13 protein-coding genes are annotated in these 11,680 nt (G+C 47.6%); all 13 read left to right on the top strand.

Annotation, left to right across the window (positions count from 1 at the left end):
• Nucleotides 1-49 precede the first annotated feature (49 nt).
• The 13 genes from EKM87_RS09585 to EKM87_RS09530 all read left to right on the top strand — a co-directional run bounded on the left by EKM87_RS09585 (nucleotide 50) and on the right by EKM87_RS09530 (nucleotide 11,564).
• A complete protein-coding gene (locus EKM87_RS09585) occupies nucleotides 50-286 on the top strand; it encodes a Veg family protein (protein WP_061777444.1) in 237 nt (78 codons plus the stop codon).
• Nucleotides 287-580: 294 nt separating this feature from the next.
• Complete coding sequence (gene ispE / locus EKM87_RS09580; RefSeq protein ID WP_125684188.1) at nucleotides 581-1,435, top strand: 4-(cytidine 5'-diphospho)-2-C-methyl-D-erythritol kinase; 855 nt, start codon at nucleotides 581-583, stop codon at nucleotides 1,433-1,435.
• A gap of 17 nt (nucleotides 1,436-1,452) precedes the next feature.
• Nucleotides 1,453-2,034: a uracil-DNA glycosylase family protein gene (locus EKM87_RS09575; protein WP_125684250.1), complete on the top strand. Its 582-nt coding sequence runs from the start codon at nucleotides 1,453-1,455 to the stop codon at nucleotides 2,032-2,034.
• A gap of 175 nt (nucleotides 2,035-2,209) precedes the next feature.
• Nucleotides 2,210-2,359, top strand: a complete 150-nt coding sequence (locus tag EKM87_RS12400) for a hypothetical protein (RefSeq protein WP_164506474.1) — start codon at nucleotides 2,210-2,212, stop codon at nucleotides 2,357-2,359.
• A gap of 303 nt (nucleotides 2,360-2,662) precedes the next feature.
• Nucleotides 2,663-3,598: an alpha/beta hydrolase gene (locus EKM87_RS09570; protein WP_225428429.1), complete on the top strand. Its 936-nt coding sequence runs from the start codon at nucleotides 2,663-2,665 to the stop codon at nucleotides 3,596-3,598.
• 115 nt (nucleotides 3,599-3,713) lie between these two features.
• Nucleotides 3,714-4,613: a metal ABC transporter solute-binding protein, Zn/Mn family gene (locus EKM87_RS09565; RefSeq protein ID WP_125684186.1), complete on the top strand. Its 900-nt coding sequence runs from the start codon at nucleotides 3,714-3,716 to the stop codon at nucleotides 4,611-4,613.
• Nucleotides 4,610-5,308: a metal ABC transporter ATP-binding protein gene (locus EKM87_RS09560; RefSeq protein WP_125684183.1), complete on the top strand. Its 699-nt coding sequence runs from the start codon at nucleotides 4,610-4,612 to the stop codon at nucleotides 5,306-5,308. The genes EKM87_RS09565 and EKM87_RS09560 overlap by 4 nt, the downstream gene beginning before the upstream one ends.
• Complete coding sequence (locus EKM87_RS09555; RefSeq protein WP_125684181.1) at nucleotides 5,301-6,098, top strand: metal ABC transporter permease; 798 nt, start codon at nucleotides 5,301-5,303, stop codon at nucleotides 6,096-6,098. The genes EKM87_RS09560 and EKM87_RS09555 overlap by 8 nt, the downstream gene beginning before the upstream one ends.
• Nucleotides 6,099-6,615: 517 nt before the next feature.
• A complete protein-coding gene (gene purR / locus EKM87_RS09550; RefSeq protein WP_125684179.1) occupies nucleotides 6,616-7,455 on the top strand; it encodes a pur operon repressor in 840 nt (279 codons plus the stop codon).
• Between the two features lie 11 nt (nucleotides 7,456-7,466).
• Nucleotides 7,467-8,846, top strand: coding sequence for a bifunctional UDP-N-acetylglucosamine diphosphorylase/glucosamine-1-phosphate N-acetyltransferase GlmU (glmU, locus tag EKM87_RS09545; RefSeq protein ID WP_125684177.1), 1,380 nt, complete (start codon nucleotides 7,467-7,469; stop codon nucleotides 8,844-8,846).
• A gap of 83 nt (nucleotides 8,847-8,929) precedes the next feature.
• Complete coding sequence (locus EKM87_RS09540) at nucleotides 8,930-9,910, top strand: ribose-phosphate diphosphokinase (RefSeq protein ID WP_125684175.1); 981 nt, start codon at nucleotides 8,930-8,932, stop codon at nucleotides 9,908-9,910.
• A gap of 241 nt (nucleotides 9,911-10,151) precedes the next feature.
• A complete protein-coding gene (locus EKM87_RS09535) occupies nucleotides 10,152-10,499 on the top strand; it encodes a DUF3899 domain-containing protein (RefSeq protein WP_125684173.1) in 348 nt (115 codons plus the stop codon).
• Between the two features lie 195 nt (nucleotides 10,500-10,694).
• Nucleotides 10,695-11,564 carry a hypothetical protein gene (locus EKM87_RS09530; protein WP_125684171.1) on the top strand — a complete coding sequence of 290 codons (870 nt, stop codon included), beginning with the start codon at nucleotides 10,695-10,697 and terminating at the stop codon, nucleotides 11,562-11,564.
• Nucleotides 11,565-11,680 lie beyond the last annotated feature (116 nt).

Here is an 11,680-nt window from a genome sequence, read left to right as displayed (position 1 = left end):
TGCAATTTCTGTGAAACCCTGGTATAATTGTTTCACAGAGGTGAAATGCATGCCAACAAGTTTAGCGAACATTAAGAACAAACTGGACGATCGCATTGGCGAAAAGCTGATGGTTATCGCGCAGGCAGGGCGTAAGAAGACGACAGAGCGGCATGGAATTCTTCGGGAAACCTATCCAGCTGTCTTCGTTGTGGATTTAGACCAAAACGAAAACTCTTTTGAACGGGTTTCATATAGTTACACTGATATCTTAACTAAAAACATCGAAGTAGACTTTGATGAATAAATAATTGGGCCGGATGGCCTTTTTATTTTACCCAAAATTCCGCAATGGTAGCTGCCAGTTTTCGGCTACCTTGAGGAAGGATGCCTAGTTGTTTCCTCTGTACTAAAATTCAGTTTAGAGCGTTTCAAATCACATAAATGCGACGAATTAGCCGTTCAACTCACCAACAAATTTAGGCCGACTTACCCGGTAAATCGGAGAATCCTTTTTATTTTATGGGTAAGCATAGTATAATAAGCTTAATTAAATTCACGAGAAGGTAGACGCGGGTCTATCTGGAATTCAGGTGAGCTCATGCAACTGATTGAAAAGGCGCCAGCCAAGATCAACCTCGGCCTCGACACTCCCTTTCATCACCAGGATGGGGCGGAAGAGTGGAACATGGTCATGACGTCCGTGGACTTGGCGGACTACGTAGAAATCCAAACGTTAACGAAACATCGACGCATTCGAGTGGCCTCGGATAGTGGCTTTTTGCCGAATGATCAACGTAACTTGGCCTTTCAAGCGGCGCATTTACTACAGACTAAATTTAATATCGCAGAGGGCGTTAATATCCGGATTACCAAGAACATCCCTGTGGCCGCCGGACTAGGTGGTGGCTCTTCGGATGCGGCCGCTGTTTTACGCGGACTCAACGAGTTGTGGCAGCTGAATCTAAGCTGGCAAGAATTGGCCGAACTAGGCCTGCAGATTGATTCGGACGTGCCCTACTGTGTGTACGGTCGAACGGCACACGTTCGTGGTCGGGGAGAGCGGATTACACCGCTTTCTAAATTGCCAGCGTCCTGGGTCGTTTTAGCCAAACCCAAGGTTAGTGTTTCAACGCCTAGTATTCTCCAACAGATTCGCTATGATCGATTGGAACATCCGGACATTGAGGGCCTGTTACGAGCTGTGCGGGACCAAGATATCAATGCCATGTGTGATCGGATGGGTAACGCGCTGGAGCCATTGACGGCTCATCGTTATCCCGAGATTACGCAGCTGAAGCAACAGATGTTAAAGTTTGGGGCCGACGCCGCGCAAATGAGTGGGACGGGTCCCACGGTCTTTGGCCTGTGTAGTAAGCAATCGCGGGCGCAGCGAGTCTTTAACGGCATGAAGGGGTTCTGTCGGGAAGTTTACCTCGTTCGACCGTTACCTTAGGAAAGTAGGTGGCCGCTATCCAGTCTGCTGATGATATTTTTCAAGCGATTCAGGCAGATTCAATGAACCAGTCGTTCACGGCGCAGGGAATCTTGCCGCTGTACCACGTTGATTCGCACGCAGAGATTTTGTTGGTTAGCCAAGCACCCAGTCGACAAGCTCAGGCGTCCATGACCTTTTGGGATGATGCCAGTGGGAATCGTTTGCGAGACTGGATGGGCGTCACGAAGGATGAATTCTACAATTCAGGAAAGGTGGCTGTGTTGCCGCTGGACTTTTATTATCCGGGGAAACACGCGCACGGTGGGGATTTACCGCCACGCAAAGGGTTCGCAGAGAAGTGGCATGCCCCGTTACTGGCGTTAATGCCGAACATCAAGTTGACTTTGTTGATTGGGCAGTACGCGCAGAAAGCGTATTTACCTAAACGGGAGAAGACGTTGACAGCAACTGTGGCCCACTACCAGGACTACCTGCCAGCGTATTTCCCATTGGTCCATCCTTCGCCCTTAAATTACGGGTGGATGCACCAACATCCGTGGTTTGTTGACGACGTGGTGCCGGAGCTCCAAGCACAGGTTCGCACGATTATGGATTAGACGAACAGTTAGGCCGCTCAGTTGATGAGTGGCTTTTTTAGTGTCCCTTTTTTATAAGACTTGTGATATCGGAAGCGTTGATATATCAGCACTTTGAACATGATTTAATTTGTAAGACGTTATGGTTGCGTCAACCTCAATAAACCGGCATTCTAGAGCTTACGAGGTGAGAAAATTGGGAGAAAAGATGCAACGGGTAGCCGTGGATCCTAAGCTGGTAGCAGAAGCGCGAGAAGTGCTCCGTCACGCAGAACTTAGTCAGAGTGAATTGATTCAGCTGTTGTACCAGGCTGCCAAGAATCATGAAAGAGTCGAATTGGATTAGAAAATTACAAGTAACAGTCAAACGGACTAAGGACGGTCGGACATTCCGGTGGAGTGGCCGGCTTTTATGCTGGCATTTGCCCCAGATAACGCGCTGACGGGCTGAAAGACGGGCGGATTACCACCAGGAAAGACCAGGAAAGAAATGCATCAGAAGAGCCTGTAGGGTGCATTTAAATGGCTTAGAATGCTAGGGCCATTTTAATCAGATTTTCAAGACTTCTAAGAATATTTTTGGAAATGGTGGTAACGCTTACGTTTTTTGGGTACAGTGAAGGTAACTAGAAATGAAATGGGGTAGTGAATGATGAAGACTTGGCAAAAATTCGCGACTGGCGCTGGGGTGCTGGTAGCTGCTGGCGCTGTCGGTGTATTGGGTGGTGCTGCTGTCGTGTACCAGATGGCGACAAAGTCCTTTTCACGTGGGCGGTTAAAGGCGAAAGAACGGGCAATTGCCGAAAACTCCGCGGCGGATAATGCTTGGTACTTGCGCCAACATCCAATTGAATGGACGCAAACGAGTCTGGATGGTCTCCTCTTACGGGGGAGCTTTATTGAAGCCAATGAGCCAACGACTAAAGTTGCGATTCTCGCTCATGGATTAGGCCACGCACGTGAGCAAATGATTCCCTACGCCCGCGTCTTTCACGAATGGGGGTATGCAGTCTTAATGCCCGATGCGCGTGCGCATGGTGACAGTGAGGGGAACACAATTGGTTATGGTTGGCCGGATCGAATCGACTATCAGGGCTGGATTCAAAAGATTCTGACGCAGTGCGGCCAGGATTCCCAAATCGTCTTGATGGGAATCTCGATGGGGGCCGCTACTGTCATGGCGACGGCTGGCGAAGACTTGCCTAACAACGTTAAGGCAATCATCGCAGACTCTGGTTATGCATCTGTTATGGCCGAAGCCCGGTTCCGGTTACATCATAAATATCATTTGCCAGCAACGCCAACGTTGCCATTGGCTGATCAATATTCCCGGTTTGCTGACTATCGGTTGGCGGACGGCGATATTGCGGGTCAGTTGAAGAAGAGTACTTTGCCAATCTTACTGATTCAGGGGGCCAATGATCAGACGGTGCCAGTTGAAAACCTCAACATCTTGTATCAAGCAGCAGCTGGGCCTAAGCAGAAGTACCGGGACCCCGTGGCGGCCCACATTGCGACCCGCGGTCAGGACCCCGTATTATATGATCAAATGGTGGCAGATTTTCTAAAACCTTACGTTGATTAAGAAATGCACAAGGCCTGTTGACAAGTTTTCAATCTCTGGTAAAATAACTAAACGGTAATCATTACTGTTTACATAAATTTTAGATGAAGTGAGATGACGGACGTTGAGCAGGCAGATGAAGCAGTCTCGTTTTTTCACCGTAATTGGCTTGCTAGCGGTGATTCTAACGTTGGCGGGGTGTGCTAAGACCACCCAACCACGGCACACCAGTAAGATTCAGGTCGTTGCCACTCTGGGCTTTTACGGCGAAGCTGCTAAGGCTATCTTGGGTGACCGCGGGCAAGTGACCACCGTTATCAACAGTCCCAGCATCGATGCCGAGAGCTATCAACCTGACATTAGTACTGCTAAGAAGGTAGCCAAGGCCAATGTGGTGATTGAAAACGGCCTGGGCTACGACAGTTGGATGGATAAGGTCGTGGCAGCTAATCAGGACTCCGGAACCAAGACCCTCAATATTGGACAACTGATGGGCAAGAAGACTGGGGACAATCCACATTTGTGGACGGACCCGCAGACGATGCGGTTAGTGACTCGTCAGCTCGTTAAGCAATTCAGCAAATTGGATCCGCAGCACGCGAAGGCGTTTCAACAGCGGGGGCGGACTTATGAAAAGCAATTGGCAGTTCTGCCACAGGTCGCGCAAGAGATTGCGCACCGCTCAAAGGGGCGTCAGGTAGCTGTCAGTGAACCAGTTTTTGATTTGGCACTAAAGGCCATGGGGTATCAAGTCAGTGATAATCACTTTGCCCAGGCCATTGAAGAGGATAGCGATCCCACACCAGCAGATATTACCCAGTTGCAAAAGCAGATTAAACAGCGCGACATTGCCTTCTTTGTTGAGAATACGCAAAATTCAAGCAAGAACGTGACGGCGATGGTTAAACTGGCACAGAAGCACCATATCCCCGTGGTAAAGGTCACGGAAACCATGCCCACCAAGCAAACCTATCGCGCATGGATGTTACAACAGTATCGCCAAGTTCAACGGATTCAGGAGGAGAGCCACTCATGACGGAGACACCCATTTTAAAACTTGAACATCTCGGGGTGACCTTCCCCAACCATCCGGTTTTTACGGATCTGAACCTCACCATCAATCAAGGTGAGTTTTGGAGCATCGTTGGTAAAAATGGGGTTGGTAAAACGACACTGATGCGGACGATTCTGCATCAGTTACGGCCAACCCATGGGCGCGTGAGTTATTGGCCCAATGCTGGCAACGTTCGTATTGGCTACGTGCCCCAATTTCGGAACATTGATGCGGATTATCCGCTGACTATCCGAGATTTTGTGGGGTTAAACCTAACTGGCTGGAAGTGGCCATGGCTTTCTCGCAAGGAGAAGTCAGCGGTCCAACAAATTCTCGGCGAAACAGGCTTAGAGAAGATTGCCAACCGGCCAATTGGTCAGGCCTCCGGTGGTGAACGTCAGAAAGCTTATTTGGCGCAAGCTTTAGTTGAGGCGCCTAACTTATTGATCCTAGATGAATCAACGGCCAGTCTGGACCCCGTAACGAAGACCGAGTTGTTGGACTTGGTTCAGGAGCTGAACACGAAGCTGCAGTTGACGGTCCTGTTCGTGACCCATGATATTCCGATGGCCCGTAAGTACAGTTCACAGTACTTGATGTTGACGCCGGAAGGTACGGAGCAGGGGCAGATCGCTGGATTGACGCAACAGAAGGTTTGGGAGGGCGAAAATGTTTAGTTATGAATTTATGCGCAACGCCTTCGCGGCTGGAACCATTATTGCTATCATTTGTGGCATTATGGGTGTGTTTGTCATTGCCCGCAACATGTCGTTTTTGACGCATACGCTGTCTGAAATCGGATTTTCTGGCGCGGCGTTCGGGGTCTTTGCTGGTTGGGCACCCCTGAACGGGATGTTATTGTTTACAGTCGTCAGTTCGGTGATTGTCGGCCAATTAAGCGCCCGCAGTGAACGACGTGAAGCGGCCACGAGTGCTATCTCAGCGCTGTTCATTGGTCTGGGGATTCTGTTTCTTTCCTTGGCCAACAAGAATGCTAGTTATGCAACCAGCATTCTCTTTGGGAGTGTGATTGGCATTAGTGCCGGTGATGTCCAACAAATGTTGTGGCTGTCGTTATTAGTGTTATTGGTCATTTTTGTGATTTACCGGTTCCTGAAATTTGATTCGTTTGATCACACGGGCGCTCGGGTCAAGGGGTTGTGGACCAACGCTTTGTCGATCACCTTCTTGGTGCTGTTAGCGTTGAGTGTCAGTGTGGCGGCCCAAATCGTGGGTTCACTGTTAATTTTCATCCTATTGACCTTACCCGCAGCGACGGCCAAGTACTTTGCCCATACAGTGGGTGGGATGATGGTGCTGGCCATTGCACTGGCATTGGTCGGCGTCTGGGCCGGGTTGACCTTGAGCTATGTGACAAATTATCCCGTCTCGTTCTTTATTGCGGCCATTGAAGCTATTTTTTACTTCATCGCGTTGGGCTGGCAGAAGTTGCAGACGGCTGAGTAAGTTTAACTTAACGAATAGGTAGGCGGTGACTAGTCAGTTGAACTGACGGTTGCCGCTTTTTTTATTTGACGTGAAAAGGCCTGGACAACGGGTAAATTGCAGCGTATTCAATCAGATGAGTTTGTGAAATAATCAGTGTCGAAAGTTAGCGGTGGCAGTATATTCCGAACGGCGAGTTTAAACGGACCCTTGTGAATTTTGCTTATTTAATTTTAGCTTGTAGTTTTCAGTTGGCCAGTGGACTGATGTTCGGCGGGCGGTCAGCCTGGGGGGCTTCCTCACAAACTGAAAAAATAGGACTGTAAACGGTTCGCGTTTCCGTACCGTAAATCTTTCCAGAATAATTATATTTGTGAAAAGCAAGGGAATCAGCCGGTGTGACGCTTTTTACTTCGCATTGACTTTTTAATTTTCCGCAAGTTTTTTCAATTCTCACGGAAATGTAACGAAAAACCCGAACAATTATGCTAAAATTGGCCTTACGATTAACTCTAAAGAATATGTTGAGGTGAAGAAGTTGAAAGTCAGAAGAAGTGACCGGTTAGTTGACATGACCCGGTATTTATTGGAACGGCCGCATCAATTGGTTTCATTGACGTTCTTTGCAGCGCGCTATGAATCAGCCAAGTCTTCAATCAGTGAAGACTTGACCATTCTGAAGCGGACCTTCCAAGCTCGGGGAACTGGTTTGCTTGAGACGGTTCCTGGTGCTGCTGGTGGCGCACGGTTCATTCCGTACGTATTACGCGAAGAAGCACAGCAGTTCGTTGACGACATGATTTCTGAACTGTCCGAAGCGGACCGCTACCTACCAGGTGGCTACGTGTACATGTCCGACATTCTCGGTCGGCCCGCAGCATTGCGTCAGATTGGGCGGATTTTGGCCACCCAATACTTGAATCAAAACGTTGATGTGGTTGTGACCGTTGCGACTAAGGGGATTCCTTTGGCCCAAAGTGTGGCGAACTACTTGAACGTTCCGTTCGTGATTGTCCGGCATGATTCACAAATTACTGAAGGTTCAACCGTCAGTGTGAATTATGTTTCTGGCTCAACCAAGCGTATTGAACGCATGGCACTCTCTAAGCGGAGCGTGAAGCCAGGTTCACGAGTCTTAATCGTGGACGACTACATGAAGGGTGGCGGGACCGTTGGAGGGTTGCGTTCATTAGTTGATGAATTTGATTCCCAATTGGCTGGTGTTGCTGTGTTCGCTGAAGGTGACTTTGATGGTCAACGGACTGTCAGCAAGTACACGTCGCTCTTGAAGATTCAGACCAAGGACGAACAAATTCGCGTCTCTCCAGGTAATTACCTGACGCAGATTTTTGGCGACGAAAATAATCAATTAAACTAGGAGATATCGGAATGAGTACGAGAAATACCATTATCCTCGCTGCCGGTAAGGGCACCCGGATGAAGTCTAAGCTGTACAAAGTGTTACACCAGGTTTGTGGTAAGGCCATGGTCGACCACGTGTTGAGTCAGGTTGAACAGACCAAGATGGATAAGATTGTGACGGTCGTCGGTTACGGTGCTGAAGACGTGAAGTCAACGTTGGGTGGCCGGACACAGTACGCCTTACAAGCAAAACAACTGGGAACGGGCCACGCGGTCTTACAGACGGAACCCATGTTAAAGGACGAAGAGGGAACGACTCTGATCGTCAGTGGGGATACGCCATTATTCCGAGCTGAAACGTTTGAAGATTTATTTGCCTATCACGAAGCGAAGCACGCTGCAGCGACGATTTTGACGTCGATGGCACCAGATCCTACTGGTTACGGCCGAATCGTGCGGAACAACATTGGTATCGTAGAAAAGATTGTGGAACAAAAGGATGCCAGTTCCGAAGAACAAGAAATTCATGAAATCAACACTGGGGTTTACGTATTCGATAACCAAAAGTTGTTCAAGGCGTTGCACGAAACGTCCAACGACAACGCTCAGGGAGAATATTACCTGACCGATGTCATTGAAATCTTGAAGAGCAAAGGTGATATCGTTGCGGCTTATCAAATGGCCGACTTCGACGAATCCATGGGTGTTAACGACCGGGTCGCATTGTCCGCTGCTACGCGCATCATGCGTAACCGGATCAATGAACAACACATGCGTAACGGTGTGACGTTGGTTGATCCCGCCACGACTTACATTGAGGCGGATGTTAAGATTGGCTCTGACACCATCATCGAACCTGGCGTCCTGTTAAAGGGTGATACGGTTATTGGTGACGACTGTTATATTGGGTCTCATTCTGAGCTGCGAAATGCCAAATTGGCTGACCACGTCACGGTGACGTCTTCTCTATTGGAAGACTCTGATATGGCAAGTGGTAGTAACATTGGCCCTAACAGTCATTTACGTCCAGAATCACACATTGGCCCTAAGGTTCACCTTGGGAACTTTGTGGAAGTTAAGAAAGCCACGATTGGCGAAGGAACCAAGGTTGGGCATTTGACCTACGTTGGGAATGCCAAGTTGGGTAAAGACATCAACGTTGGGTGTGGTGTGGTCTTCGTCAATTACGACGGCAAGAACAAGCACGAAACGGTGGTGGGGGATGACGCCTTCATCGGCTCAAACTCTAACTTAGTGGCTCCACTGAACGTGGCAGACCACAGTTTTATCGCAGCGGGTTCAACGATTACTGATGCTGTTAATCAATATGACATGGCAATCGCGCGGGAACGCCAGACCAACAAGCCTAATTATTATCAGAAACTACCATATCGTGGTGAAGATTAAGGCTAAGGTCTTGTGTTTCGCGACCCGTTAGCATAAAATTGTTGTAGTAAATTCAGGCAGCTTACTTGCTATTGGAGGAAATTATGGCTACGCAATATTTTGACCCTAAATTAAAGATCTTTGCGTTGAATTCCAACAAACCGTTGGCGGAAAAAATCGCTAACGAAGTTGGGGTTGAATTAGGGAAAACTTCGGTGGACCGGTTTAGTGACGGTGAAATTCGGATTAACATTGAACAGAGTGTCCGGGGCAGTCACGTTTATGTCATTCAATCGACGTCGGCACCCGTCAACGACAATTTGATGGAACTGTTGATTATGATTGATGCCCTGCGGCGGGCAAGTGCGGCCACCATCAACGTGGTCATTCCGTACTACGGCTACGCACGGCAAGACCGGAAAGCTCGGTCCCGTGAACCGATTACGGCGAAGTTAGTCGCCAACATGTTACAAACAGCGGGTGTAACGCGGGTTTTGGCCCTCGACTTGCACGCTGCACAGATTCAAGGATTCTTCGATGTTCCCGTTGACCACTTGATGGGTGCGCCTTTGCTGGCGGACTACTTCTTGAGCAATGGTTTAGCAGAGGACGCTGTTGTTGTTTCACCCGACCATGGTGGGGTGACGCGGGCACGGGCCTTAGCTGAATTTTTGAAGGCCCCAATTGCCATTATCGATAAGCGCCGGCCAAGAGCCAACGTGGCGGAAATCATGAACATCATTGGGGATGTGAAGGGCAAACGTTGTATCATGATCGATGATATGATCGATACGGCCGGAACCATCACCTTAGGTTCCCGGGCGTTGATGGAAGCTGGCGCTACGGAAGTTTACGCTAGCTGTACCCACCCCGTGTTGTCTGGTCCCGCCATCGAACGAATCAAGGATTCACCAATTAAGAAATTAGTGGTGACTGATTCAATTCAACTGACGGCAGATAAGCAGATTGATAAGATCGAACAAATTTCAGTTGGTCCACTGATTGGTCAAGCCATCAAGCGGATTAACGAAAACCGGCCAGTCAGCCCGTTGTTCAAGAACCGTTTCCGGAGTCACGAACAATAAACGACAGAAAAAACTTGAGCAGCGCTGGGCGTTGACTTGAGTTTTTTTTATAAATTAAGAGTGTGGCCAAGGACGGTCAGACAATGAGCATTAGCGTCGTTAAGTAGACGACCCTGGGTTTGGGTCGGGTACTTAACGGGGCTAAGCGGAGTTGTCTGTCCTTGGCCACACGTTTCGGCAACGTAGCAAGTTAGTCATCAACAAGTTGCCCCAATGAGATTCTGCAAAGGACTGTGATTCAATGAAAAATTGGAAAAGAGCTACGACGGGGACCGTTGCGGCGGGACTATTAATTGCGTTGATTATGAAAGTTTTAGGTCAATCGTTTATGCTGATTGGCAACCTGCTTTTCATGGTGGGATTGGCTTTCTTGGTCTTCGGGGCTATCTGTGTGTTAGCGAAGGGTCACCTCTTTACAGGGTGGCGGCATCGTCGGAAAAAGGGCCAAGATCCGTTGCCCGGCGAAAAAATTGGTGTCCGGCATGTGGCTAGTGTAAAAAATTCCCCTATTGTCGTGAACACATTGGCCCGGTTTGGTTTAGTGACCGGCATTTGTTACATTATTTTAGGAATCGTATTTACAATTTAGACTTGCCTGAATCTAGCGATTGACCGTTGAAAAACGGCGTCGCTTTTTTATTTTGGAAAAATTTTAAATGAATGGCGTGAAGCCTGTCAGTTTTTACGTAGTTTACGGATTTGAATGGCCCGTCTTAGCCATCGAACATTGTTTTAAACCATCTCCAATTTGTGGTAGCCTTAAGTAAGAGGGGTGGATGTTATTATGAAATTAAAAAGTGGACTAGGTATTGTTTTGGGTGCAACCCTGGGCATTGCATTATGTCTTATATTTTTCCAATCAGCTCAAGCTGCAACAAAGTACACAGTAGTTTCAGAGAAGTGGCCCATTGCACAACCATCTTATCGGGCAAAATACCCCAATAAAAAGGTGGCTCTCTGGAATAAGAAGCACACTAAACGATACGGATATTTGACTGATCGTCCCAACACGACGTTTTCACGTACTTCAATTGCGGTTCTTAAACACGGCAATACAAAAGCCGTCTATTATTATGTAAATGCTGGCGGCACTAAAAAACATCCTAAGTCAACGCAAGGCTATATTTGGCGTGGATACTTGACCAAAGGATTAGCAATGGATGAGCTCAAGAGCCGTTATGTGCCAATAGCCAGTTTTTCTAACAACGCAGACTATGCAAATTACATTAAATACTCTAAATCACAAGAAATTACTAAGGCTTTAGTCAAAACATTGCCCAATATGCAGTTAAACTTAGATTTAACTAATATTGCTGCTCATAAATTTGCAGAAACTATGTCCGATGAAGATCCGTCTCTTCCCGATGTTAAAGCTAGTTCTCTAAAGACAAAAAACTACACCCATATTACGTATTTTCCTAAGGTTACTGCCTATTTAAAGAAGAGTAATAATGTCGCAACTACTACCCGAGTCAAGAAAGTTAAGCGTATTCTAGCAAAAGACTACGGATTAACATCCGCAAAATTAAAGCGCCTAAAGAACTATCAAATTGGGCTATATATTGCCGAAAACACAACTGGCAATAAAGTTAAAGATAATGCTCCCCTAACCATTAAGTTCTATGCTTTTGCTATTGCCCAGAAGGTAAAATAACTATCTAACGGTCATAGCCAGGAAATAAATAATTCATCAAAACATACTAAGATTAGCTCTGTAAAACCGATTTAGGTTTTGCAGAGCTTTTTGAATTACAGTAGGTATATGGAGCT

The organism is Levilactobacillus yonginensis, assembly GCF_003946265.1.
Classification (GTDB): Bacteria; Bacillota; Bacilli; order Lactobacillales; family Lactobacillaceae; genus Levilactobacillus; species Levilactobacillus yonginensis.
The sequence above is the reverse complement of the archived record's forward strand: the minus strand, read 5'-3'. Positions and strand labels throughout refer to the sequence as shown.

Excerpts from the sequence above, each read along its gene's own strand:
- EKM87_RS09540 (WP_125684175.1), top strand. The coding sequence starts at position 8,930 with ATGGCTACGCAATATTTTGACCCTAAATTAAAGATCTTTGCGTTGAAT.
- EKM87_RS09535 (WP_125684173.1), top strand. The coding sequence starts at position 10,152 with ATGAAAAATTGGAAAAGAGCTACGACGGGGACCGTTGCGGCGGGACTA.
- EKM87_RS09530 (WP_125684171.1), top strand. The coding sequence starts at position 10,695 with ATGAAATTAAAAAGTGGACTAGGTATTGTTTTGGGTGCAACCCTGGGC.
- EKM87_RS09555 (WP_125684181.1), top strand. The coding sequence starts at position 5,301 with ATGTTTAGTTATGAATTTATGCGCAACGCCTTCGCGGCTGGAACCATT.
- EKM87_RS09570 (WP_225428429.1), top strand. The coding sequence starts at position 2,663 with ATGATGAAGACTTGGCAAAAATTCGCGACTGGCGCTGGGGTGCTGGTA.
- EKM87_RS09560 (WP_125684183.1), top strand. The coding sequence starts at position 4,610 with ATGACGGAGACACCCATTTTAAAACTTGAACATCTCGGGGTGACCTTC.
- ispE (WP_125684188.1), top strand. The coding sequence starts at position 581 with ATGCAACTGATTGAAAAGGCGCCAGCCAAGATCAACCTCGGCCTCGAC.
- EKM87_RS09585 (WP_061777444.1), top strand. The coding sequence starts at position 50 with ATGCCAACAAGTTTAGCGAACATTAAGAACAAACTGGACGATCGCATT.
- glmU (WP_125684177.1), top strand. The coding sequence starts at position 7,467 with ATGAGTACGAGAAATACCATTATCCTCGCTGCCGGTAAGGGCACCCGG.
- EKM87_RS09565 (WP_125684186.1), top strand. The coding sequence starts at position 3,714 with ATGAAGCAGTCTCGTTTTTTCACCGTAATTGGCTTGCTAGCGGTGATT.